The following is a 23,719-nucleotide window of genomic DNA, read 5'->3' as shown; positions in this document are numbered from 1 at the left end:
GGACGCTGGGCGAACTCAGCGGGTGATGCCACGCGTGGCACTCAGGATGGAGTCGCGGAACACCGCCACTTCGGGAAATTGCTGGGCCACTGGCTCCAGCTCACGCAGCGCTTCGTCGACGGTCAGACCCTGGCGGTAGACCACCTTGTAGCAGCGCCGTAGGGCCTGGATGGCCTCGGTCGAGAAACCACGCCGCCGCATGCCTTCGAAGTTCATGCTGCGCGCTTCGGCCGGGTTGCCGAACACCGTCACGTAGGCCGGTACGTCCTTGCCGATGGCGGTACCCATGCCCGAGAAGCTGTGGGCACCGATGCGGCAGAACTGGTGCACCAGGGTATAGCCGGACAGGATCGCCCAGTCGTCCACGTGCACGTGGCCGGCAAGGGCAGTGTTGTTGACCAGGATGCAGTGGTTGCCGATCACGCTGTCGTGACCGATGTGCACATAGGCCATCAGCAGATTGTGATCGCCTATGGTGGTCTCTTCGCGATCCTGCACCGTCCCGCGATGAATGGTCACCCCTTCGCGGATGACGTTGTGATCGCCGATGCGCAGGCGCGTCGGTTCGCCCTTGTACTTGAGATCGGGCGTATCCTCGCCAATCGACGAGAACTGGAAGATGCGGTTGTGACACCCGATGACGGTCGGCCCCTTGAGAATGACGTGTGGACCTATCACGGTCCCCTCGCCTATCTCGACGTCCGGCCCGATGATCGACCAGGGGCCGACCTGGACATCGGCGGCGAGCCGTGCCTGGGGGTCGACGATAGCCCTGGAGTCGATCAACGTCATAGCTTGCGTTCCGCGCAGATGATTTCGGCCGAGCAGACGGGCTTGTCGTCCACGCTGGCCTGACATTCGAATTTCCAGATGCCACGCTTAGTGCTGAGGAAGCGGGCTTCGAGGATCAGCTGGTCGCCCGGCGTCACCGGCTGACGAAAGCGCAGCTTATCCGATCCGACGAAGTAGTACAGGGTGCCATCGGCGGGCGAGGAATTCATCATCTTGAAGCCCAGTACGCCAGCGGCCTGGGCCATCGCCTCGACGATGAGCACGCCCGGCATGATCGGGTGCTGCGGGAAATGGCCGGTGAAGAACGGCTCGTTGATGCTGACGTTCTTGTAGGCGCGAATGCGCTTGGCTTCGATATCCAGCTCCGTCACGCGATCCACTAACAAAAAGGGATAGCGGTGCGGGAGATATTCACGGATCTCGTTGATGTCCATCATGGTCGGGGAAGGCCTGTTCAAAAAGGGGAAACATCCGATGCGCAATCAAGCATCAGAAGCAGCGTCATCCCGCGAGGTCACGGTAGCAACGATTTTTTCCAGATGTTGCAGACGGCGAGCCATGTCGTCGAGGTGGCGAATGCGCGCTGCGCTCTTCTTCCACTCCCCCGCCGGCTGCATGGCCGTGCCGGAGGAATAGGCGCCTGGCTCGGTAATGGAGCGCGTCACCATGGTCATGCCGGTGACGAAGACGTTGTCGCACACCTCGATATGGCCGACCATGCCCACGCCACCGGCGATGGTGCAGTGCTTGCCGATCTTGGTGCTGCCGGAAATGCCCACGCAGGCGGCCATGGCGGTGTGCTCACCGACCTGGACGTTGTGCGCGATCATGATCTGGTTATCCAGCTTCACGCCGTCGCTGATGACGGTGTTGGCCAGGGCACCACGATCGATGGTGGTATTGGCACCGATCTCGACATCATCGCCGATCAACACGCCACCCAACTGGGCGATCTTCTGCCACTGGCCACGCTCGTTGGCGAAACCGAAGCCTTCAGCCCCGATCACGGCCCCGGACTGCACCACGGCGCGCTCGCCGATGATCACGTCGTGATAGAGGGTGACGCGCGGCGCCAGCCAGCTGTCGGCGCCGATGACGCTCCGTGCACCCACCACGCAGTGAGCGCCCAGGCTGACACCGGCAGCGATCCGCGCCTGTGCTTCGATCACCACATAGGGCCCGATGGCGGCAGTGGGATCGACGACGGCATCCACCGCGACCACGGCCGTGGGATGGATGCCCGCCGCGCTACGCGGCTTGCGATCGAACAGATGGGACAACCGCGCGTAGGCGAGATAGGGATTGGCCAGGATCAGGGCGTCGCCGGCATAGCCGTCGGCGTCCTTTTCCGACAACAACACCGCACCGGCCCGGGTATCGGTCAGGTAGCGGCGGTATTGCGGATTGGCGAGAAAACTCAACTGGTCGGGACCGGCTTCCGGCAGGGTAGCCAGGCCGGTCACGACGCGCTCGGGCGATCCGCGCAACTCCGCGGTCAACTGGCGGCTTTCCAGCCACTGCGCCAGTTCGCCCAGCGTGAAGGTCGTATGGCTCATCAACGACCTGCGTTCATCCGCTCGATCACCTGGCGGGTGATGTCGTACTGCGGCTTCACATCGACCACGGCGCCACGCTCGAGCACCAGATCGTAATCGCCCTTCTTCAGCACCTCTTCCACAGCCTTGTCCAGGCGCGGCTTGAGCAGCTTGAGCATGTCACGATCGGAGGCAGCCTTGGCGTCGTTGAGTTCCTTGGACTGGAATTGGAAGTCACGCGCCTTCTGGCGGAAGTCGTTCTCCAGGCGGGTACGCTCGGCCTCGGCCATCTTGTCGCCGCCCTTGTTCAGCCGGTCCTGGATGTCCTTGGCGGAGCTTTCCAGGGTCTTGAGCTTGTTCAGCTGCGGACCGAACTTCTTCTCGGAATCCACCGCGTATTTCTTGGCGGCGTCCGACTCCAGCAGGGCCATCTGGTAGTTGAGGACCGCGATCTTGGTGTCGGCGAACACCGGAGCAGCGACGAGAACGGCAGCGAACAGAGCGTAACGGGTGTACTTGTGCACAGTTGACTCCTGCGTGAAGCGCAAAGGTGTAGCCTGGGTCAGAACGTCTGACCCAGCGAGAACTGGAAGACCTGCGGATCGGAATTGCCCGGCTTCTTGACCGGCACGCCGAGGCTGAAGCTCAGCGGCCCCAGGGCGGTGACCCAGGTCAGACCGACGCCGACCGAGCTCGCCATGTTCGAGAAGCTGACATCGCCGCAATTCTGCGTGGTGTTCAGATAGCACTTGGTGCTGAACACGTTACCCACGTCCCAGAACAGCACGGTACGCAGCGACTTCTGATCCTTCACGAAGGGCAGCGGGAAGAGGTATTCCACGCCGCCGGTGATGAGCACGTTGCCACCGAAGGCTTCGGACTTGTCGCGATCGCGGTAGCCCTGGCCCTGGGCGCCGTACTTCGTGCCCTTGGTTGGATCATTAGGATCTACAAGGGCTGGCGGAGTCGTACGCGGCCCCAGGCTGCTGTCTTCGAAGCCCCGCACCGAGTTGAAACCACCGGCGTAGTAGTTCTCGTAGAACGGCAGGCCATCGGTGCTGCCATAGCCGTCGCCGTAGCCCAGCTCGGTGTGGAAGCGCAGCGCGGTGTTATCGGTCAGCGGCGTGAACAGCTGGCCGCGGTAGTCGAGCTTGTAGAAGCTCAGGTCGCTACCGGGGATGGTGATCTGGCCGGTCAGGCTCTGGGAGGCACCACGGGTCGGCAAGACACCACGGTTGAGCGTGGAGCTCGACCAGCCGATGCTGGCCTTGAAGTTGGTGAAGTCCTTCCCTTCTCGCTCGACGAAGTCGTAGATCTCGTCGGCACTGTAGGTACCGGGGTTGATCTCGTCGTTCTGCACGCTCAGCCCGTAGGTCAGACGCGAGGTCTCGCTGATCGGATAGCCCAGGGTCACACCGGTACCCAGGCTGTTGATCGAGTAGTAGGAGACGTCACTGTCGTACAGTTTGCTGTAGTCGGTGCTGCGATAGAAGATGTTGTAGCCCAGGCTCACGCCATCGGGCGTGAAGTAGGGATCGGTGAAGCTGAAGTTGTAGCGGCTCTGGTACTGGGAGCGGGTCAGACCGATGCTGACCTGGTTACCGGTACCCAGGAAGTTGTTCTGGCTGATGGAACCACCGAGGATCAGACCGGCGCTCTGGGCGAAACCGATGCTGGCGGTGATGGAGCCGGAAGGTTGTTCCTCGACGTTGTAGTTCACGTCGACCATGTCGTCGGTGCCAGGCACCTGAGGCGTCTCGACCTTGACTTCCTTGAAGTAGCCCAGGCGCTCGAGGCGAGTCTTGGACTGGTCGATGAGGTAGGTGGAAGCCCAACCACCTTCCATCTGGCGCATCTCGCGACGCAGCACCTCGTCCTCGGTCTTGGTGTTGCCGCGGAAGTTGATGCGATTGACGTAGGAGCGCTTGCCCGGATCGACCACGTAGGTCAGGGACACGCTGTGATCGTCGTCGTGGGGCTCGGGTAGGCCGTTGACGTTGGCGAAGGTGTAACCCTCGTTGCCCAGGCGGCGCGTGATCAGGTCCGAGGTGGTGGTCATCACCTTGCGCGAGAAGACCTGGCCCGGCTGGACCAGCATCAGCTTGCGCAGCTCTTCTTCCGGCACCTTGAGGTCACCGGACAGCTTCACGTCACGAACGGTGTACTTCTGCCCTTCGTTGACGTTGACCGTGATGTAGACGTGCTTCTTGTCGGGCGTGATGGACACCTGGGTCGAGGTGATGTCCATGTTGATGTAGCCGCGGTCGAGGTAGTAGGAGCGCAGTCGCTCCAGGTCACCCGACAGCTTCTCCCGGGAATACTTGTCGTCGTTCTTGAAGAACGACAGCCAGTTGCTCGGCTTGAGTTCGAACAACGAGGTCAGATCGTCCTCGGGGAAGACCGTGTTGCCCACCACGTTGACGTGGGAGATGGTCGCCACCTCGCCCTCGTTGATGGTGATCTTCAGCTGTACGCGGTTGCGCGGCTGGGGCACCACCTCGGTGTCGATGCTGGCGGAATAACGCCCCTGGGCCACGTACTGGCGCAGCAGCTCGTTGCGGACACCTTCGAGCGTGGCGCGCTGGAAGATCTCGCCCTCGGCGAGACCGGCCTGCTTGAGCCCCTTCATCAGGTCATCGGTGGAGATCGCCTTGTTGCCTTCCAGGGTGATGCTGGAAATGGATGGACGCTCGACGACGTTGACTACCAGGACGTTGCCGTCACGGCCCAACTGGATGTCCTGGAAGAAACCGGTGCGGAACAGCGACCGGGAGGCCTCGGCCAGCTTGTTGTCGTCGACGGCTTCGCCGACGTTCAGTGGCAGGGCCCCGAAAACGCTGCCGGACGATACACGTTGCAGTCCGTTGACGCGGATATCGGAGATGGTGAAGGACTCGGCGTGTACCTCGCCGATCATCAGCGCGGCTATTACCGCAGGTAGCAGCAGGCGTTTCATGAGTCCCTTTTATTCCAACTGGCAAATAAAGAATCTGCCGCACTGGGCGGCAGATTCGGCAATCAGCAGAGTGTCAGAGGCGACCGAGGTCATTGACCAAGGCCAGCAGCATCACACCCACGACGAGGCTAATACCGATCTGCATGCCCCAGGTCTGCACGCGCTCGGACAAGGGCCGCCCGCGAATCCACTCGACGAAGTAGAACACCAGGTGACCACCGTCGAGCACGGGGATCGGCAACAGATTCAGAACCCCCAGGCTTATGCTCAAGTACGCCAGGAAATTGAGAAAATCCCCCAGGCCCGACTGAGCGGAAGCGCCCGCCACTTTAGCAATGGTTATCGGCCCGCTCAAGTTTTTTACCGACAGCTCTCCCAAGAGCATCTTCTTCAGGGAAACCAGCGTCAGCACGCTCATCTGCCAGGTACGGGCAACGCCCTCGCCCACGGCTGCCACGGGTCCGTAGCTGATTTCGCGAACCATTTCCGCTGGCCACTTGACCGGGGCCACACCGGCGCCTAGGTAGCCTGCCTCGGCAGTCTCGACCCGCCGCGCGCCCAGCCGCAGGGAGACATCGTGCTGCTGACCCTGGCGCTCGTAGGTCAGTTTGATCTGACGATTGGGATGAGCCCTCACCCAGTCCACGGCCTGCTGCCAATCGTCGATGGCCACGCCGTCCAGAGCGATCAGGCGGTCGCCGGTCTGCAAACCGGCCGCCTGGGCAGGACCCGCCGGATCGAGCTCGGCGAAGACAGCCGGCACACGGGGCCGCCAGGGTCGCAGCCCCAGGGCCTGGATCGGGTCCGGATCCTCGGCGCCGCGCAGCCAGGACTGCAGCTCGATGACGCTACTCTGCTCCGCCGTGGTACCCGGAACGATGTAGCTCAGCCGCAGCGGCCCGCTCTCGCCCAGCCGATCGACCAGTCGCAGGTTGACCGCCGACCAGCTGTCCACCGGCTCATCGTCGACTGCGGTCAATTCGGCGCCCACCGGGATACTGGCCTGGGCCGCCGGCGTGCCGGCAACGACCGCGCCCACCACCGGGCGCGGCTGCTGGGAGCCCAGCATGGCCAGCAACCAGAAGAACAGGATCGCCAGCAGGAAGTTGGCGATCGGGCCAGCGGCGACGATGGCGATACGCTGGCGAACGGTCTTACGATTGAAGGCGGCATGCTGTTCTTCGGGTGCGACCGGCGCCTCGCGCTCGTCCAGCATCTTGACGTAACCACCCAGGGGAATGGCCGCGACCACGAATTCGGTACCGTGACGATCGTGCCAGCGCAGCAGGGGCTGGCCGAAGCCTACCGAGAAACGCAGCACCTTGACGCCGCAACGCCGCGCCGTCCAGAAATGGCCATACTCATGGATGGTCACCAGGACGCCGAGGGCGATCAGGGTTCCCAGAATCGTGTACAGGATGGACATTGGCTGCCTCCGCTACCTCAGTGTGCAGATTCTGCTGACTCGCGGACCGGGTGTCGAGGCGCCGGATCAGCGACTCGACAGCCAGGCCTGCGCCAACCGCCGAGCGGTGGCGTCGGCCGCGAAGACCGCCTCGAGATTGTCCGCCGGGCACGGGGCCGTGCCTTGGAGCACCGACTCGATCAGCCGCGGAATTTCGGTGAAGCCCAACCGCCCCGCGAGGAAGGCCTCGACGGCGACTTCGTTGGCCGCATTGAGCGTCGCCGGCAGACAACCGCCCGCCTGGGCCGCTTCCCGCGCCAGGCGCAGGCAGGGAAAACGCGTTTCATCGGGCCGCTCGAACTCGAGTCGACCGATCTCGAACAGATCGAGCGCCGCGACGCCGGAGGCTATGCGCTCCGGCCAGGCCAGGGCATGGGCGATGGGCGTGCGCATATCGGGATTGCCCAACTGGGCCAGCACCGAGCCGTCCACGTAGTCCACCAGGGAGTGGATGACACTCTGGGGATGGATGACCACTTCGACCTGCGCCGGGGTGGCATCGAACAACCAGCAGGCCTCGATCAGTTCGAGCCCCTTGTTCATCAGGGTCGCGGAATCCACCGAGATCTTGCGCCCCATGGACCACTTGGGATGGGCGCAGGCCTGGTCGGGCGTGACATCCCGCAACAGCTCGGCAGGCGTCTGGCGGAAGGGACCACCCGAGGCGGTCAACAGGATGCGACGCACTCCCTTGGCGGCTAGACCCGGAGTGGCGGGATCGGCCAGGCATTGGAAGATGGCATTGTGTTCGCTGTCGATCGGCAGCAGCGTCGCACCACTGGCGCGCACCGCCTCGATGAACAGCGCGCCACTCATGACCAGTGCTTCCTTGTTGGCGAGCAGTACCCGTTTGCCGGCCTTGACCGCCGCCAGCGTGGGCTTGAGGCCCGCCGCACCGACGATCGCCGCCATGACGGTATCGACCTGCGGATGAGCGGCGATGGTCTCCAGCCCGGACTCGCCAATGAGGATGTCGGGCGAGGCGTCGGCCGCCTGGAGCAGTGCCTGCAAGCGCTCGGCGGAAGCCTCATCCGGTACCGCGACACAACGTGGGCGGAAGCGCTGGCAGAGTTCGGCCAGTTCCTTCAAACGACGATGGCCACTGAGGGCGAAGATTTCGTACCGTCCCGGATGCTGCGCCACCACATCCAGGGTACTGGCGCCGATGGAACCGGTGGCGCCAAGGACGCACAGACGCTGGAGGCTCACTGCACACCCCAGCCAGCCCACCAGAGCAGTAGCGCGAACAGCGGCACCGCGGCCGTCAGGCTGTCGATGCGATCCAGCACCCCGCCATGTCCCGGCAGCAGCTGGCTGCTGTCCTTGAGTCCGGCCTGGCGCTTGAACATGCTTTCGGTGAGATCACCGACGACGGAAATGAGCACCACGCAGGCGGCCCCGATGAGTGCCTGCAGCAGATCGCCCAAGCCCCAACCCCTTACCAGGCCGAGCACCAGGGTCGCGATCAGCGCGGCGGCCAGACCACCGTAGAGGCCTTCCCAGCTCTTGCCGGGGCTCACGGCCGGCGCCAGCTTGCGCTTGCCAAAGGCTCGTCCGGAGAAATAGGCGAAGATGTCGGCCAGCCAGACCAGCATCATCACTTCGAGAATCAGCAGATTGCCGCCCGGTGCCGCCTTGAGCAGCATCAGGCCCTGCCAGGCCGGGACCAGTACCACCAGCCCGATGAGCAGTCGCCGCCAGGGCGCCTGCCAGGCGCGTGCGCTATCGGGATAGGTCAGCACCAGCACGGTCGCGTACAGCCACCAGGCGAGGCTGATGAACAGCAATCCGTGAGCACCCGCAGGAAGCCTCCAGCACAACAACAGCGCCAGCGCGACGATGGCGGCGTAGGCACAGCGCAGGGGCTGCGCCTCGAGACCGGCCAGGCGAGCCCATTCCCAGGCCCCCAGCACCACCACCGCACCGATGAACAGCGCGAACGGCGCCCCTTCCAGCCAGAAAAATCCAGCCAGGGCGATGGGCAACAGCACCATCGCCGTGATAACTCGCTGTTTCAGCATTAGGCGCGCAGCTCCGCTTCCACCTGTTCGCAGGTCCGGCCGAAACGCCGTTGGCGAGTGGCGAAGTCGGCCAGGGCCGCCTGCATGGCTTCGTGCTTGAAGTCCGGCCAGAAAAGGTCGGAAAAATACAGCTCGGCATAGGCGATCTGCCAGAGCAGGAAGTTGCTGACCCGCCGCTCGCCACCGGTACGGATGCACAGGTCGGGCAATGGCAGGTCTGCGGTCGCAAGACAGCCCTGGAGCAACTCCGGCGTGATGTCCGCCGGCTGCAGGCTACCCTGCTGGACCTGCGACGCCAGTTGCTGAGCGGCTTGGGTGATGTCCCACTGGCCGCCGTAGTTGGCGGCGATCTGCAACACGAAGCGGGTGTGATGGGCCGTGAGCGCCTCGACCTCCGCCATGGCGGCCTGCAGTTCCGGATGGAACAGCGAGCGGTCGCCGATGATGCGCAGGCGGATGCCGTTCTGATGCAGCTTCTTGGCTTCCCGCCGCAGGGCGGAGAGGAACAGCTCCATCAGGGCGCCGACCTCGTCGGCCGGGCGCCGCCAGTTCTCGCTGGAAAAGGCGAACAGCGTCAGTACCTCGACGCCCGCGTCGCCGCAGACCTCGATGACCGCTCGCACGGCGTCGACCCCGGCCTTGTGACCGGCGACGCCAGGCAGCAATCGACGACGCGCCCAGCGATTGTTCCCATCCATGATGATCGCCACGTGACGCGGCACCACCTTGCCTGGCTTGCTCATGCCCATGCTACGTCCCAATCGTTGTCAAACGGCCATCAGGTCGGCTTCTTTGGCCTCCAGAGCCTTGTCCACCTCGGCGACGTACTTGTCCGTCAGCTTCTGGACTTCGTCCTGCGCACGGCGATCTTCGTCCTCGCTGATTTCCTTTTCCTTGAGGAGATCCTTGAGCTGGGCCAGGGCATCGCGACGGATGTTGCGCACCGACACCCGCGCCTGCTCGGCCTCGGCACGTGCCTGCTTGGTGAAGCCCTTACGGGTTTCTTCAGTCAGCGCCGGCATCGGCACCCGAATGGTGGTGCCTGCGGTAGCCGGGTTCAGGCCCAGGTCGGAGGTCATGATGGCCTTCTCGACCGCCTGGATCATGCTCTTGTCGAACACGCTCAGCGCCAGGGTCCGCGAATCCTCGACGGTGACGTTGGCCACCTGACGCAGTGGGGTGTCGCTGCCGTAGTAGGACACCATGACGCTATCCAGAATGCTCGGATGAGCGCGCCCGGTACGGATCTTGGCAAAGGCGTGGCCCAGGGCTTCCAGGGTCTTGGTCATGCGCGCCTGCGCATCCTTCTTGATCTCGTCGATCATGCTGCTCCCTCCTCGATCAGGGTACCCTCGCCACCACCCACCACGATGTTGAGCAGGGCGCCGGGCTTGTTCATGTTGAAGACCCGCAAGGGCATGCTGTGGTCACGGCAGAGACAGATGGCCGTGAGATCCATGACGCCCAGCTTGCGGTCGAGCACCTCGTCGTAGGTGAGACGCTCGAATTTTTCGGCATTGGGATCCTTGAAGGGATCGGCCGTATATACACCATCCACCTTGGTGGCCTTGAGTACCAGGTCGGCTTCCACCTCGATCGCCCGCAGACAGGCGGCGGAATCGGTGGTGAAGAAGGGGTTGCCGGTACCCGCGGAGAAGATGACGACCTCGCCATCCTTTAACTGGCGCAGCGCCTTGCGGCGGTCGTACTGGTCGGTCACACCGACCATGGAGATCGCGGACATCACCGTCGCAGGAATGTTGGAGCGCTCCAGGGCATCACGCATGGCCAGGGCATTCATCACCGTGGCCAGCATGCCCATGTGGTCGCCGGTGACACGATCCATACCGGCTGCGGACAGGGCCGCGCCGCGGAACAGGTTGCCACCGCCAATCACCAGGCCGACCTGGACACCGATACCGACCAGTTGCCCGATCTCCAGCGACATGCGGTCCAGCACCTTCGGGTCGATCCCGAAGTCTTCACTTCCCATCAGGGCTTCGCCACTGAGCTTCAGCAGAATACGCTTGTAACGGGGTTGGCGACCACTCATCTGCTGTGCCATTCACTCTCTCCTGTGGCGATGAACATGTGCGGGGGATTTTGATCCAGCGATAGGAAAGCGCAACCGCAGTTGCGTTCACTCCAATCGGCAAAAAACTCCTTGGGAGGCGAGAAACTAGACGTGCCTTCCAATTTGACAAAGAGGCCGCGCGCTCGAAGCGGGCGGCCTCCTGGTCATCAGCGGATGCCGATCTTACTGCTTGCTGGCAGCCAGCTGGGCAGCGACTTCGGCAGCGAAGTCGACTTCGGCCTTCTCGATGCCTTCACCCACTTCGTAGCGCACGAAGGAGACGATCTCGGCACCGGCTTTCTTGGCCAGCTCGCCGACCTTGACTTCCGGGTCCTTGATGAAAGGCTGCTCGACCAGGCTGGCTTCGGCCAGGAACTTGTTGATGCGGCCCTTGACCATGTTCTCCACGATGTTTTCCGGCTTGCCGGCGATCTTGTCGGCGTTCAGCGCCAGGAAAATTTCCTTTTCCTTGGCGATGGCGTCTTCGGAAACCTGGGAGGGGTTCAGGAACTGGGGATTGCTCGCCGCGACGTGCATGGCGATTTCCTTGGCCAGTTCGGCGGTGCCGCCCTGCAGGGTGACGACCACACCGATGCGGTGACCGTGCAGGTAGGCGCCAACCACATCGCCTTCCACGCGGGTCAGGCGACGGATGTTGACGTTCTCGCCGCACTTGGCGACCAGGGCTTCACGAGCACCTTCCTGAGCGGCGATCAGCGGAGCGGCATCGCTCATCTTCTCGGCGAAGGCCTTGTCCAGGCTGGCGGCGACGAAGCCTTTGAAGTCGTCCTGCAGAGCCAGGAAATCGGTCTGGGAGTTGACTTCGATGATGACGGCAGCCTTGTGGTCATCGGCGACCTTGACCGCGATGGAGCCTTCAGCAGCCACGTTACCGGCTTTCTTGGCGGCCTTGATGGCGCCAGCGGCACGCATGTCGTCGATGGCCTTCTCGATGTCGCCACCGGCAGCGGCTAGGGCCTTCTTGCAATCCATCATGCCTTGGCCGGTACGCTCGCGCAGTTCTTTGACCAGGGCTGCAGTGATTTCTGCCATGTTTGAAATCCTCTTGAAACGGTTTCGAGGTCACTCCGCACGATGACGGAGCCAATGAAACGCTAGTAGGCAAAAAGGGGGCTAGGCCCCCTTCTCGCGCGTCGAACCACTCGACCCGGAGGGTCGTTTCGCTTAGCCCTCGACGGCTTCGGCAGCGGCTTCTTCGACGAAAGCTTCACCCGCGCCGGCATTGCTGCCGCCACGGATCACAGCGTCAGCGACGCTGCTCAGGTACAGCTGAACGGCGCGGAAGGCGTCGTCGTTACCGGGAATGACGTAGTCCACGCCTTCCGGGCTGCTGTTGGTATCGACGACGCCGATGACCGGGATGCCCAGCTTGTTGGCTTCGGTGATGGCGATGCGCTCGTGGTCGACGTCGACGACGAACAGCGCGTCCGGCAGGCCGCCCATGTCCTTGATACCACCCAGGCTGCGCTCGAGCTTCTCGAGGTCACGGGTACGCATCAGGGCTTCTTTCTTGGTCAGCTTGTCGAAAGTACCGTCCTGGGACTGGACTTCCAGATCGCGCAGACGCTTGATCGAGGCGCGGATGGTCTTGTAGTTGGTCAGCATGCCGCCCAACCAGCGATGGTCGACGAAGGGCTGACCGCAACGAGCAGCTTCTTCGCGAACGATCTTGCCGGCGGAACGCTTGGTGCCGACGAACAGGATCTTGTTCTTGCCGGAAGCCAGGCGCTCAACGAAGGTCAGAGCCTCGTTGAACATCGGCAGGGTCTTTTCGAGGTTGATGATGTGGATCTTGTTGCGCGCGCCGAAGATGTACTTGCCCATCTTCGGGTTCCAGTAACGGGTTTGGTGGCCGAAATGCACGCCGGCTTTCAGCATGTCACGCATGGAGACTTGAGACATTAGATGTTCCTCGTAGTCGGGTTGGGCCTCCACGCATCCCAATGACCAACTTCCCATCGGGAAGCACCCAGGTCATCGTGTCGATGCGTGTGTGGGGTTAGGAGCGCATGAAGGGGCTTGGCCCCGAAAAAGCGCGCGACTTTATATCATGCCTCTCGGCATACCACCAGCGGCGATTGCCGACTGCCGGGCGCAACCGATGCCGGGGCAGCCCCAGCGCGGTCGCCAGACCTGATAGAATAGCGGATCGAAAGCTAACGCCCGGCGTGATACCTAGAGATTTCCGATGACCGTCATCCTGAAGACCCCTGAAGACATCGCCAAGATGCGCGTCGCCGGCCAGCTGGCCGCCGAGGTGCTGGAAATGCTGGACGCGCATGTGCGTCCCGGCATCACCACCGAAGAACTGGATCGCCTGGCCCACGACTATATCGTCAACGTGCAGCAGGCCATCCCCGCCCCGCTGAACTACAAGGGCTATCCGAAATCCATCTGCACCTCGCTGAATCACGTGGTCTGCCACGGCATTCCAAATGACAAGCCACTCAAGAGCGGCGACATCATGAACGTGGATATCACCGTCATCAAAGACGGCTACCACGGCGACACCAGCAAGATGTACCTGGTGGGCGACGTGCCCGAGTGGGCGGATCGGCTGTGCCAGGTCACCCAGGAATGCCTCTATAAGGGTATCTCCCTGGTCCGTCCGGGCGCGCGTCTGGGCGACATCGGCGAGATCATCCAGAAGCACGCCGAGAAGAATGGTTTCTCGGTGGTACGCGAATACTGTGGCCACGGCATCGGCAAGGGCTTTCACGAGGAGCCGCAGGTGGTGCACTACGGGCGCGCCGGCACGGGGCTGGAACTGCAGGCCGGGATGATCTTCACCATCGAGCCGATGATCAACCAGGGCCGCTACGAGACCCGCCTGCTAGGCGATGGCTGGACCGCCATCACCAAGGACCGCAAGCTGTCCGCGCAGTGGGAGCACACGGTGCTGGTCACCGAAGAGGGTTACGAGATCCTGACCCTGAGAAAGGACGAAACCTTTCCCCGCGTTTCTGCGTGAGTGAGCGCCCATGCCCCAGGTCGATTCGGAGTTGTTCGACGCCGGCCAGTTTCAGGCTGAGCTTTCGCTGAAAGCCAGCCCCATCGCGGCCTTCAAGAAATTCATCCGTTCCGCGAACGCCACGCTTGACGAGCGCTTCCTGGCAGGCCGCAGCGTACGGCGACTGGTCGAGGATCGTGCCTGGTTCATCGACCAGATGCTCACTGCGGCCTGGAATCGCTTCGACTGGCCGGGCGACGGCATCGCCCTGCTCGCAGTCGGCGGTTATGGGCGAGGTGAATTGCATCCACATTCCGACATCGACCTGCTGATCCTGCTGGCCGAAGAGGAGCAGGAGCGCTTCCGCAACTCCATCGAAGGCTTCCTGACCCTGCTATGGGACGTCGGCCTGGCCGTCGGGCAGAGCGTGAGATCCTTACGCGAATGCGCGATCGAGGCCATGGCCGACCTCACGGTGATCACCAACCTGATGGAAAGCCGCACCCTGGCCGGACCCGAGCACTTGCGCCAGGCGATGCTGGCGGCCACCAGCGTTGAGCATCTCTGGCCGGGCCGCGCTTTCTACCTGGCCAAGCGCGCCGAGCAGAGCGCGCGCCATGCCAAGTACAACGACACCGAATACAACCTCGAACCCAACGTGAAGGGCTCGCCCGGCGGCCTGCGCGACATCCAGACGATACTGTGGATCGCCCGGCGGCAATTCGGCACCCTCAATCTACAGGCCCTGGTAGGCCAGGGTTTCCTGACCGAAAGCGAATGCAGCCTGCTGACCTCCGCGCAGGAATATCTGTGGAAGGTGCGCTATGCCCTGCACATGCTGGCGGGGCGGCCCGAGGATCGACTGCTGTTCGATCACCAGCGACGGATTGCCAACCTGCTCGGCTACGAGGACAACGATGCCAAGCTGGCGGTGGAGCGCTTCATGCAGAAGTACTACCGCGTGGTGATGGACGTCTCCCAGCTGAGCGACGTGGTGATGCAGCACTTCGAGGAAGTGAACCTGCGCGACGAGCAAGCACCCAACGCGGTGACCCCGCTCAATAACAGATTCCAGGTGCGTAACGGCTACCTCGAAGTGGTGCACCCGCAGGTGTTCCTGCGCACGCCGTTCGCCCTGATGGAACTGTTCGTCCTGCTGGCGCAGAACCCCGAGATCAAGGGGCCCAGCGCCGGCACCATCCGCCTGCTGCGCGACAGCCGCCACCTGATCGACGACGCCTTCCGCCAGGACATCCGCAACACCAGCCTGTTCATCGAGCTGCTCAAGAGCGAATCCGGTATCCATCGCAATCTGCGGCGGATGAATCGTTATGGACTTCTGGGACTCTACCTGCCGGAATTCGGCCAGATCGTCGGGCAGATGCAGCACGACCTCTTCCACATCTACACGGTCGATGCCCACACCCTGAATCTCATCAAGCACCTGCGCAAGATGAGTTACGACGTACTGGCGGAAAAATATCCGCTGGCCACCCGGGTGATCCACAAGCTGCCCAAGCCCGAGCTGATCTACATCGCCGGGCTCTATCACGATATCGCCAAGGGTCGTGGCGGCGATCACTCGGAACTCGGTGCCGAGGACGTGGAAGCCTTCGGTCGTCGCCATCAGTTGCCCGACTGGGACACTCGGCTGGTCAGTTGGCTGGTGCGTAACCACCTGGTGATGTCGACCACCGCCCAGCGCAAGGACCTGTCCGATCCCCAGGTGATCCACGACTTCGCGCTTACCGTTGGCGATCACACCCATCTGGACTATCTATACGTCCTGACCGTAGCCGACATCACCGCGACCAATCCCTCGCTGTGGAACTCCTGGCGTGCGACCCTGCTGCGCCAGCTCTATACCGAGACCAAACGCGCCCTGCGCCGGGGCCTGGAGAATCCGGTCAATCGCGAAGAGCAGATTCGCAGCACCCAGCAGTCGGCCCTGGACACCCTGATGCGCCGCGGCATCGATGCGGATGACGCCGAACAGCTGTGGTCGCAGTTGGGCGATGCCTATTTCCTGCGCCATACCGCCCTGGACGTCGCCTGGCACACCGAAGCCATCCTCGGCCATGGCGACGTCGCCGAGCCCCTGGTACTGATCCGCGAGACCACCCAGCGCGACTCCGAAGGCGGCACCCAGATCTTCATCTATGCCGCCGACCAGCATGACTTCTTCGCGGTGACCGTGGCGGTGATGGACCAGCTCAACCTGAACATTCAGGACGCGCGCATCATTACCTCCACCAGCCAGTTCACCCTGGACACCTACATCGTGCTGGACACCGATGGCGGTTCCATCGGCAACAATCCGGCGCGTATCGCCCAGATTCGCGCGGGCTTGATCGAGGCGCTGAAGCATCCCGAGGAATACCCGAGCATCATCAACCGGCGCGTCACGCGCCAGCTCAAGCATTTCGCCTTCGCCCCCCAGGTGAACATCTATACCGAGACCGCCCGCTCGGTCAGCCTGATCGAGCTGACGGCGCCGGACCGACCCGGCCTGCTGGCCCGGGTCGGACGCATCTTCCTGGATTTCGACCTCTCGGTGCTCAACGCCAAGATCGCCACCCTCGGCGAGCGCGTGGAGGACGTCTTCTACGTCACCGACGCGGACGGCCGACCGCTGTCGGACCCGCAGCTCTGCACCGCCCTGCAACAGGCACTGATCAAGCAGCTGGGCGAGCCGGACAGTCAGGCACCGCTTTCCCGCATCAGTATCTAGCGCCTCGAACGAAGGACCACCCGACGATGAATCCAACCCTCGACCTGCTGCACCCCTACCCGTTCGAGAAGCTGCGTGCCCTGCTCGCCGGCGTCACCCCCCCGGCCTCGATCAGACCCATCCCGCTGTCGATCGGTGAGCCCAAGCATCCGGCGCCTGCCTTCGTCGCCGAAGCGCTGACGGCAAATCTGGACCAGTTGGCGGTCTACCCCACCACCCTGGGCATCGCCGACCTGCGCGAGGCCATCGCCGCCTGGGCCAGCCAGCGTTTCGCCGTTCCGGCGGACTGGCTGGACCCGGCGCGCCATGTGCTGCCGGTGACCGGCACCCGGGAAGCGCTGTTCTCCTTTACCCAGGCGGTGGTAGATCGCAGCAAGGACGGCCTGGTCCTGAGCCCCAATCCCTTCTACCAGATCTACGAAGGGGCCGCCCTGCTGGCCGGCGCCGAGCCCTATTACCTGCCCTGCCTGGCGGACAACGGCTTCAACCCCGATTTCGACAGCGTGCCGGACGACGTCTGGCAGCGCTGCCAGCTGCTGTTCCTCTGCTCCCCTGGCAATCCCACCGGCGCCCTGCTGCCCCTGGAGACCCAGAAGAAGCTCATCGCCCTGGCCGATCGCCACGACTTCGTCATCGCCGCCGACGAGTGCTACAGCGAGCTCTATTTCGACGAAGGCAATCCGCCGCCCGGACTGCTGACCGCCTGCGCCGAACTGGGTCGTAGCGACTTCGCCCGCTGCGTGGTCTTCCACAGCCTGTCCAAGCGCTCCAACCTGCCAGGCATGAGATCCGGCTTCGTCGCGGGCGATGCCGCCATCCTCAAGCGCTTCCTGCTCTATCGCACCTATCACGGTTGTGCCATGCCGGTACAGGTGCAGAAGGCCAGCGCCGTGGCCTGGCGCGATGAAGCCCATGTACGCGAGAACCGCGAGCTCTATCGGCAGAAGTTCGCCGCCGTGCTGGATGTCCTGCAGGGCAGCCTGGAGGTGTCCCTTCCCGACGGCGGTTTCTATCTCTGGGCACGGACCCCGGGAGATGACGAAGCCTTCGCCCGCGAGCTGTTCGCTACCGAACATGTCACGGTGGTTCCGGGGTCTTACCTGTCCCGCGAGGTCGCCGGAACCAATCCCGGCGCAGGCCGGGTACGGATGGCGCTGGTCGCACCCCTGGCCGAATGCGTGGAAGCGGCAGAGCGTATCCGCCGCTTCTGCCGCCGCTAGCGGTTGCCCTGATCGCGCATCAGCGCGGTCTCCTGGATGTCCAGCTCGCGCAGGAATTCGTTGACCACCAGATCGTCGATCACCCCGGCGATACGCAGTCGATAGAGTTCGCGACGCTGGGCACGGATGGCGAGCAGACGCAGCTCGCCATCCAACGTATCCCTCAGCCGCGCCAGTGAGCGCGCATCCTCGCTGTCATCGGCCGAACTCAGCTCGTCGCGGAATTCCGCGATGATACCGGCCTTGATCTCGGCCTGCAGTGCGGCTCGCGCCGGCTCATCAGCTTCGCTGGACTCCACGCCCTCCAGCGCGGTAATGGCCGCCCGGGCGGCGTTGATCCGCACCTCGCAACGCTCCCGCTCCAGCAGGTCGTTGGACTGCTCCGGCAGATACGCCAGCAACAGCGGAATACCGATGCTCGCCACCACCAGCGATAGCAGGATCACGCCCGCAGCGATGAACACCAGCACGTCGCGCAACGGGAAGGGCGTGCCGTCCGACAGCACTAACGGCAGGGACAGCACGCCGGCCAGGGTCACCGCCCCGCGCACGCCACTGAGCGAGGCGATGGCGGCGATGAGACGGGGATCCCCAACAAGGGTCATTGGGCCCTCGCTGGGCTGGGTCAGGTGCCAATAGCCGAGGATGACCGCGAAGCGAATGGCCATGATCACCCCATAGGCGCCCAGTACATAGAGCACCAGCCAGCCCGCCGAGGGCCAGAGCGCCTGGGATGCCGGCAGCGCCGCCGCCAGGATATCGGGCAGTTGCAGGCCGAGAATGAGGAAGACCAGGCCGTTGAAGGCGAACTCCACCAGCCCCCAAACGCTGTGGTTGAGCAGGCGGGTGGCGGTCTGTCGAGGGAGCAGGTCGACCCGACTCTGCATCATGCCGGCGGCCACCGCCGAGAGGATGCCCGAGACGCCCAGGCGCTCCGCCAGGACGTAGGCGGCGAAGGGCAGCAGCAGCATGAAGACCACATGGGGCGCGGCATCGCTCCAGCCGTGCCGCACCACCATCCAGATCCGCGCCCGCCCGACCAACCAGCTGAGCACCGCGCCAACCAGAGCGCCGCCCACAGCGACGACGACGAAGTTAAGGCTGGCCTCGCCCAGGGAGAACACCCCGGTCAGGGCCGCCGCCACGGCGAACTTGAAGGTCACCAGGCCGGAGGCATCGTTAAGTAGCGCCTCGCCCTGGATGACGTGCAGTAACGAGCTGGGCAGCCGTCCGCGGACGATGCTGGACACCGCCACGGCGTCGGTGGGCGACAGCACCGCTGCCAGGGCGAAGGCCACCGCCCAGGGCAGCTTGAGCATCCAGTGCAGGAACCAGCCGGCGCCCAGGACGGTGAGGAACACCAGGCCGAAGGCGAGGATGAAGATAGGTCGCCGTAGCCGCCAGAATTCACGCTTGGGCATGCGCCAGCCATCGGAGAACAGCAGCGCCGGAATGAACAGCAGCAGGAACAGCTCGGGGTCCAGGGCGACATGCAGCCCCAGGGTAGGCCAGGCGAGCAAGGCGCCGACCACCACCTGAATCAGGGGCAGCGGAATGGGAATGAGGTGGGCGCTGAGGCGGGTGGCACCCACCATCAGCAGCAGGATCAAGGCGGTATAAAGAATCTGCACGGCTGTCTCGCGGTCAGGGCACCGGTGGCGGTACCTAATACAGGAGATGCGCCCCAGGGTCGCGGGGACACGTCGACCTCGAGTGGTTGGGACTGACGTCCGCGAATTTGGTTTTACCGAAACTTTACCCGAGTCGACCTAGGCGACTCGCCGCCGTTGCGGTCTGATAGACATACCCGGTTTCATTACCCCGGGTCGCAGGAGAATGATCATGCTACGTCGCATCACTCAAGTCGTGGTGCTTGCCAGTTGCCTCGCCATCGCCGGCCAGGCGTCCGCCCATGGCCGTGGCGCGGGCCCTGCCTTTCTCGGTGCGGTGGTGGGCGCCGTGGTAGGCGGTGCCATCGTTTCCAATTCCTATGCCCGCGAGCCGGTGTACGTGCAGGGACCGCCCCCGCCACCCCCGCCGCGCGTGGTCTACTACGAACCGGCGCCAGTATACGAGTATCGCGTGGTTGAACCGCGTCCCGTGTACTACGGCCCGCCACCGCCTCCCGGCGGCTACTACTACGGCCCGCCACCGCGCTGGTAGGCTCAATAAAAAACCCGCCTTTCGGCGGGTTTTTTATTGAGCGGTGCTTTAGATCACCTGGCGCTGACGCAGAGCATCGAGAATCTGCTGGACGCCCTCCTCCACTGACAACTGCTCGGTATCGATCACCAGATCGGCGTCTTCCGGCGCATCGTAGGCGAAGGAGATGCCCGGGATGTTGTCGCCGCCAGCGGCGTAGAGCCCTTGCGGATCCCGTTCGGCGCACGTCTTGGGCGATGCCTTGACGTGTACCGTCAACAGCCGCTCCGCCCCGATCAGCGCCTGAGCCTGGGCACGACCCTCGGCATCGGGCGCGACGAAGGCGGCCAGGGCGATCAGGCCCGCCTCGTTGAACTGTCGGGCCACCTGAGCAGCGCGCAACCAGTTCTCACGACGACCGGCACGATCCTGCGGCAGCCCCTTGTTCAGGTCATGGCGCAGATTCTGGCCGTCCAGCACGAAGACCGCGCGACCGGCATCGAACAGCCGGCGTTCCAGGGCATAGGCCAGGGTCGTCTTGCCGGCACCGGAGAGCCCGGTGAAGAGCACGGTGCTGGGCTGCTGACCGAAGCGCGCGGCCCGCTCGTTGGTGCCGACGTGCAGCTGGTGCGCACTCTGACCGTGACCACCCGTGCCCACCGGATCGGCGATGATCATGCCGGCACCGACGGTGCCATTGGTGAGGCGATCGATGACGATGAAGGCACCGGTGGTGCGGTTGACGCCATAGCCATCGAGGGCAATGGACGCATCCAGGGCCACCTTGACCCGGGCGATTTCGTTGAGCTTCAGCTCACTGGCAGCGCCGTGTTCCAAGGTATTGACGTCCACCGTATGGACGATGCTCGGCAGCGAGCCGGGCACGTAGCTGGTAGCGCGCTTGATGTCGTATTTCTTGCCCGGGCGCATGGGCTCCTCGGCCATCCACACCAGCATGGCGTCGAAGCTGTCGGTGACCTGGGGACGATTATCGGCATGCACCAGGACATCGCCGCGGGAGATGTCGATCTCGTCTTCCAGCGTCAGGGTCACCGCCTGGCCGGGGCCGGCCTGCTCCAGTTCGCCGTCGTAGGTAACGATGGACTTGACCCGGCTGCCCTTGCCCGAGGGCAGGACCACCACCGCATCGCCCTTGGTGACTACGCCCGAGGCCAGGGTGCCGGCAAAACCGCGGAAGTTGAGGTTGGGCCGATTGACGTACTGCACCGGGAAGCGCAGGTCGTCCAGGTTGCGATCCGCGGCGATTTCCACGGTCTCGAGGATTTCCATCAGCGACTTGCCGCTGTACCAGGGCGTCTGCTCGCTGCGATTCACCACGTTGTCGCCCTTGAGCGCCGACATGGGTACGAAGTGGATGTCCTTGGCGTTCAGGTCGATGCGCTGGGCGAACGCCAGGTAGTCGTCCTTGATGCGCTCAAACACGGCTTCGTCGAAGCCGAGCAGGTCCATCTTGTTGATGGCGACCACGATGTGCTTGATGCCCAGCAACGAGGCGATGTAGCTGTGGCGGCGGGTCTGGGTCTGGATGCCGTAGCGGGCATCCACCAGGATGATCGCCAGGTCGCAGGTGGACGCCCCGGTGGCCATGTTGCGGGTGTACTGCTCATGGCCGGGGGTATCGGCGATGATGAACTTGCGCTTGGCGGTGGAGAAGTAGCGGTAGGCCACGTCGATGGTGATGCCCTGCTCGCGCTCGGCCTGCAGGCCGTCCACCAGCAATGCCAGGTCGACTTCCTCGCCGGTGGTGCCCACCTTCTTGGAATCGCGGGTGATGGCTTCCAGGTGATCCTCGTAGATCATCTTGGAGTCGTGCAGCAGGCGCCCGATCAGGGTGCTCTTGCCGTCGTCGACGTTGCCGCAGGTGAGGAAGCGCAGCAGCTCCTTGCGTTCGTGCTGCGCGAGGTAGGCCAGGATGTCCTGGCCGATCAGATCGGATTGGTGCGACATCTTAGAAATACCCCTGACGTTTCTTCTCTTCCATGGACCCGGCGCCATCGTGGTCGATGACCCGGCCCTGGCGTTCGGAGGTGCGGGTGAGCAGCATCTCCTGGATGATGTCCGTCAGCGTGGTCGCCTGGGACTCCACCGCGCCGGTCAGGGGGTAGCAGCCGAGGGTACGGAAACGCACCTGGCGCTTATGGATGCGCGCCTTCTCTTCGGGCGAGAGGTGCTCGAGGATGCGGTCGTCGTCGATCATGAGCAGGGTGCCGTTCTTCTCGATCACTTCGCGCTCGGCGGCGAAGTACAGCGGCACGATCGGGATGCCTTCGAGGTAGATGTACTGCCAGATGTCCAGCTCGGTCCAGTTGGACAGCGGGAAGACCCGGATCGACTCGCCCTTGTTGGTCTTGCCGTTGTAGATGTTCCACAGCTCGGGACGCTGGTTCTTCGGATCCCAGCGGTGCTTGCTGTCGCGGAAGGAGTAGACGCGCTCCTTGGCCCGGGACTTCTCCTCGTCGCGGCGGGCGCCGCCGAAAGCGGCGTCGAAGCCGTACTTGTCCAGCGCCTGCTTGAGGCCCTGGGTCTTCATGATGTCGGTGTGCTTGGCGCTGCCATGGGTGAAGGGATTGATGCCCTGGGCGACCCCTTCCGGATTCTTGTGCACCAGCAGGTCGAGCCCCATGTCGGCGACCATGCGGTCACGGAATTCGTACATGGCCTGGAATTTCCAACCGGTGTCCACGTGGAGTACCGGGAACGGCAGCTTGCCGGGAAAGAAGGCCTTGCGGGCCAGGTGCAGCATCACGGCCGAGTCTTTGCCGATGGAGTACAGCATGACCGGATTGTCGAACTCGGCGGCCACTTCACGGATGATGTGGATGCTTTCCGCCTCAAGTTGTTTGAGGTGCGTCTGTTTGTCGAGCATGGCTACTCACGATTGCAGAAAGGTGGCCTGAAGAGGTGTCCGTTACGGCATCCAGTCGCCTGGACGCCCCGGACGGAGCGGGCCGTGGACGAATGTAAACCTTACCATAGGCTACGGTTATGGCCCGACCATCGAATTAGAACCAGAAGTTCTATGCTTATGACGCTCAGGCGGGATTATCGCAATCGATGAAGCGATGCTCGATTCCCAGCTGTGCGGCCAGGTAATCCCCCAGCGCCTGTACGCCATAGCGTTCGGTAGCGTGGTGACCGGCGGCGAAGAAGCTCACGCCGTTCTCCTGGGCGCTGTGCACCGTTTGCTCGGACACCTCCCCGGTCAGATAGGCATCCACGCCCGCGGCGATGGCCTGGTCGATGTAGCCCTGGGCACCGCCCGTGCACCAGGCAATCCGCTTGATCGATTGTCCCCCATCGACCACCAGGGGTTCGCGTTGCAGGACATTGGCGACGTGGCGGGCAAAGACCTCGGCGGACAGGGGCTGGGCTAGCTCGCCCTGCCAGATCAGGTTCTTGGCGTCGCCCGGCAGCGGCGCGATGTTCTGCAGCCCCAGACGCCGCCCCAGTTGCACGTTATTGCCTACCTCGGGATGGACGTCCAGCGGTAGATGGTAGGCCAGCAGGCTGATGTCGTGGCTGAGCAGCGTCTTGATCCGCCGATGCTTCATGCCGATCAGCCGGGCATCCTCGTTTTTCCAGAAATAGCCATGATGCACCAGGATGGCATCGGCACCGGCGGCCACGGCGGCGTCCAACAACTGCTGGGACGCGGTAACGCCGCTGACCAGCAGCCGCACCTGAGCACGACCCTGGACCTGCAGGCCATTGGGGCAGTAATCCTGGAGGCGGGCGCTCTCCAGGTAGCGATCGGCAGTCATCACCAGTTCATCAAGGGACAGGGTCACGCG

Annotated in this window: 21 protein-coding genes; 4 read left to right on the top strand and 17 right to left on the bottom strand. The window is 63.6% G+C overall.

The genetic code is table 11. From position 1 onward, the window contains the following. Positions 1-15: 15 nt before the first annotated feature. The 13 genes from lpxA to rpsB form a co-directional block, all read right to left on the bottom strand. The gene (gene lpxA / locus QZ471_RS11050) at positions 16-792 is read right to left on the bottom strand and encodes an acyl-ACP--UDP-N-acetylglucosamine O-acyltransferase (RefSeq protein ID WP_295463604.1); all 777 of its coding nucleotides are present in this window, start codon (positions 790-792) and stop codon (positions 16-18) included. Then, positions 789-1,229, bottom strand: coding sequence for a 3-hydroxyacyl-ACP dehydratase FabZ (gene fabZ, locus QZ471_RS11045; RefSeq protein WP_140217599.1), 441 nt, complete (start codon positions 1,227-1,229; stop codon positions 789-791). Before fabZ ends, lpxA begins: the two co-directional genes overlap by 4 nt. A 45-nt stretch (positions 1,230-1,274) precedes the next feature. Next, positions 1,275-2,351 carry a UDP-3-O-(3-hydroxymyristoyl)glucosamine N-acyltransferase gene (gene lpxD / locus QZ471_RS11040; RefSeq protein ID WP_295463600.1) on the bottom strand — a complete coding sequence of 359 codons (1,077 nt, stop codon included), beginning with the start codon at positions 2,349-2,351 and terminating at the stop codon, positions 1,275-1,277. Further along, positions 2,348-2,851 (bottom strand): OmpH family outer membrane protein, encoded by a 504-nt coding sequence (locus tag QZ471_RS11035; RefSeq protein WP_059226513.1) that lies wholly within the window; start codon positions 2,849-2,851, stop codon positions 2,348-2,350. The genes lpxD and QZ471_RS11035 overlap by 4 nt, the downstream gene beginning before the upstream one ends. A gap of 38 nt (positions 2,852-2,889) precedes the next feature. Then, positions 2,890-5,283, bottom strand: a complete 2,394-nt coding sequence (bamA, locus tag QZ471_RS11030; RefSeq protein WP_295463597.1) for an outer membrane protein assembly factor BamA — start codon at positions 5,281-5,283, stop codon at positions 2,890-2,892. A 73-nt stretch (positions 5,284-5,356) separates the two neighbouring features. Then, positions 5,357-6,709, bottom strand: coding sequence for a sigma E protease regulator RseP (gene rseP / locus QZ471_RS11025; RefSeq protein ID WP_295463595.1), 1,353 nt, complete (start codon positions 6,707-6,709; stop codon positions 5,357-5,359). A 66-nt stretch (positions 6,710-6,775) separates the two neighbouring features. Then, positions 6,776-7,957 (bottom strand): 1-deoxy-D-xylulose-5-phosphate reductoisomerase, encoded by a 1,182-nt coding sequence (gene ispC, locus QZ471_RS11020; RefSeq protein ID WP_295463593.1) that lies wholly within the window; start codon positions 7,955-7,957, stop codon positions 6,776-6,778. After that, on the bottom strand, positions 7,954-8,769 hold the full coding sequence (locus QZ471_RS11015; protein WP_295463591.1) for a phosphatidate cytidylyltransferase: 816 nt from the start codon (positions 8,767-8,769) through the stop codon (positions 7,954-7,956). Before QZ471_RS11015 ends, ispC begins: the two co-directional genes overlap by 4 nt. Then, a complete protein-coding gene (gene uppS, locus QZ471_RS11010) occupies positions 8,769-9,518 on the bottom strand; it encodes a polyprenyl diphosphate synthase (RefSeq protein WP_177339185.1) in 750 nt (249 codons plus the stop codon). Before uppS ends, QZ471_RS11015 begins: the two co-directional genes overlap by 1 nt. Positions 9,519-9,536: 18 nt before the next feature. Beyond that, a complete protein-coding gene (gene frr / locus QZ471_RS11005; protein ID WP_295463587.1) occupies positions 9,537-10,094 on the bottom strand; it encodes a ribosome recycling factor in 558 nt (185 codons plus the stop codon). Beyond that, complete coding sequence (gene pyrH / locus QZ471_RS11000; RefSeq protein ID WP_007159492.1) at positions 10,091-10,834, bottom strand: UMP kinase; 744 nt, start codon at positions 10,832-10,834, stop codon at positions 10,091-10,093. The genes frr and pyrH overlap by 4 nt, the downstream gene beginning before the upstream one ends. 192 nt (positions 10,835-11,026) lie before the next feature. Next, positions 11,027-11,896 carry a translation elongation factor Ts gene (gene tsf / locus QZ471_RS10995; protein ID WP_295463584.1) on the bottom strand — a complete coding sequence of 290 codons (870 nt, stop codon included), beginning with the start codon at positions 11,894-11,896 and terminating at the stop codon, positions 11,027-11,029. 132 nt (positions 11,897-12,028) lie between these two features. Next, entirely contained in the window at positions 12,029-12,766 is a 738-nt protein-coding gene (gene rpsB, locus QZ471_RS10990; protein WP_295463582.1) for a 30S ribosomal protein S2, read from the bottom strand. Positions 12,767-13,052: 286 nt separating this feature from the next. Here rpsB and map point away from each other — a divergent pair, with 286 nt between their 5' ends. The 3 genes from map to dapC are packed head-to-tail and all read left to right on the top strand — an operon-like array spanning position 13,053 to position 17,765. Next, complete coding sequence (map, locus tag QZ471_RS10985) at positions 13,053-13,835, top strand: type I methionyl aminopeptidase (RefSeq protein ID WP_059226506.1); 783 nt, start codon at positions 13,053-13,055, stop codon at positions 13,833-13,835. A gap of 10 nt (positions 13,836-13,845) precedes the next feature. After that, positions 13,846-16,545, top strand: coding sequence for a [protein-PII] uridylyltransferase (locus QZ471_RS10980; RefSeq protein WP_295463581.1), 2,700 nt, complete (start codon positions 13,846-13,848; stop codon positions 16,543-16,545). A gap of 26 nt (positions 16,546-16,571) precedes the next feature. Beyond that, a complete protein-coding gene (gene dapC / locus QZ471_RS10975) occupies positions 16,572-17,765 on the top strand; it encodes a succinyldiaminopimelate transaminase (RefSeq protein ID WP_295463580.1) in 1,194 nt (397 codons plus the stop codon). Here dapC and QZ471_RS10970 read toward each other — a convergent pair. Next, a complete protein-coding gene (locus QZ471_RS10970) occupies positions 17,762-19,396 on the bottom strand; it encodes a Na+/H+ antiporter (protein ID WP_295463578.1) in 1,635 nt (544 codons plus the stop codon). The genes dapC and QZ471_RS10970 overlap by 4 nt on opposite strands. Positions 19,397-19,607: 211 nt before the next feature. Between QZ471_RS10970 and QZ471_RS10965 the strand changes: the two genes are divergently transcribed. Next, positions 19,608-19,928 carry a hypothetical protein gene (locus QZ471_RS10965; RefSeq protein WP_295463576.1) on the top strand — a complete coding sequence of 107 codons (321 nt, stop codon included), beginning with the start codon at positions 19,608-19,610 and terminating at the stop codon, positions 19,926-19,928. Between the two features lie 48 nt (positions 19,929-19,976). Here QZ471_RS10965 and cysN read toward each other — a convergent pair whose 3' ends face one another. From cysN to QZ471_RS10950, 3 genes are all read right to left on the bottom strand, one after another. Further along, complete coding sequence (gene cysN / locus QZ471_RS10960) at positions 19,977-21,875, bottom strand: sulfate adenylyltransferase subunit CysN (RefSeq protein WP_295463574.1); 1,899 nt, start codon at positions 21,873-21,875, stop codon at positions 19,977-19,979. Between the two features lies 1 nt (position 21,876). After that, positions 21,877-22,794, bottom strand: coding sequence for a sulfate adenylyltransferase subunit CysD (gene cysD / locus QZ471_RS10955; protein WP_007159501.1), 918 nt, complete (start codon positions 22,792-22,794; stop codon positions 21,877-21,879). Positions 22,795-22,960: 166 nt separating this feature from the next. Next, the gene (locus QZ471_RS10950; protein WP_295463571.1) at positions 22,961-23,716 is read right to left on the bottom strand and encodes a Nif3-like dinuclear metal center hexameric protein; all 756 of its coding nucleotides are present in this window, start codon (positions 23,714-23,716) and stop codon (positions 22,961-22,963) included. Between the last annotated feature and the right edge of the window lie 3 nt (positions 23,717-23,719).

The organism is uncultured Pseudomonas sp. (genome assembly GCF_913774235.1).
In the GTDB taxonomy this organism is placed as follows: domain Bacteria; phylum Pseudomonadota; class Gammaproteobacteria; order Pseudomonadales; family Pseudomonadaceae; genus Chryseomonas.
The sequence above is the reverse complement of the archived record's forward strand: the minus strand, read 5'-3'. Positions and strand labels throughout refer to the sequence as shown.

Excerpts from the sequence above, each read along its gene's own strand:
- uppS (WP_177339185.1), bottom strand. The coding sequence starts at position 9,518 with ATGGGCATGAGCAAGCCAGGCAAGGTGGTGCCGCGTCACGTGGCGATC.
- QZ471_RS11015 (WP_295463591.1), bottom strand. The coding sequence starts at position 8,769 with ATGCTGAAACAGCGAGTTATCACGGCGATGGTGCTGTTGCCCATCGCC.
- dapC (WP_295463580.1), top strand. The coding sequence starts at position 16,572 with ATGAATCCAACCCTCGACCTGCTGCACCCCTACCCGTTCGAGAAGCTG.
- map (WP_059226506.1), top strand. The coding sequence starts at position 13,053 with ATGACCGTCATCCTGAAGACCCCTGAAGACATCGCCAAGATGCGCGTC.
- cysN (WP_295463574.1), bottom strand. The coding sequence starts at position 21,875 with ATGTCGCACCAATCCGATCTGATCGGCCAGGACATCCTGGCCTACCTC.
- fabZ (WP_140217599.1), bottom strand. The coding sequence starts at position 1,229 with ATGATGGACATCAACGAGATCCGTGAATATCTCCCGCACCGCTATCCC.
- QZ471_RS10965 (WP_295463576.1), top strand. The coding sequence starts at position 19,608 with ATGCTACGTCGCATCACTCAAGTCGTGGTGCTTGCCAGTTGCCTCGCC.
- rpsB (WP_295463582.1), bottom strand. The coding sequence starts at position 12,766 with ATGTCTCAAGTCTCCATGCGTGACATGCTGAAAGCCGGCGTGCATTTC.
- pyrH (WP_007159492.1), bottom strand. The coding sequence starts at position 10,834 with ATGGCACAGCAGATGAGTGGTCGCCAACCCCGTTACAAGCGTATTCTG.
- cysD (WP_007159501.1), bottom strand. The coding sequence starts at position 22,794 with ATGCTCGACAAACAGACGCACCTCAAACAACTTGAGGCGGAAAGCATC.
- rseP (WP_295463595.1), bottom strand. The coding sequence starts at position 6,709 with ATGTCCATCCTGTACACGATTCTGGGAACCCTGATCGCCCTCGGCGTC.
- tsf (WP_295463584.1), bottom strand. The coding sequence starts at position 11,896 with ATGGCAGAAATCACTGCAGCCCTGGTCAAAGAACTGCGCGAGCGTACC.
- bamA (WP_295463597.1), bottom strand. The coding sequence starts at position 5,283 with ATGAAACGCCTGCTGCTACCTGCGGTAATAGCCGCGCTGATGATCGGC.
- QZ471_RS10980 (WP_295463581.1), top strand. The coding sequence starts at position 13,846 with ATGCCCCAGGTCGATTCGGAGTTGTTCGACGCCGGCCAGTTTCAGGCT.
- lpxA (WP_295463604.1), bottom strand. The coding sequence starts at position 792 with ATGACGTTGATCGACTCCAGGGCTATCGTCGACCCCCAGGCACGGCTC.
- frr (WP_295463587.1), bottom strand. The coding sequence starts at position 10,094 with ATGATCGACGAGATCAAGAAGGATGCGCAGGCGCGCATGACCAAGACC.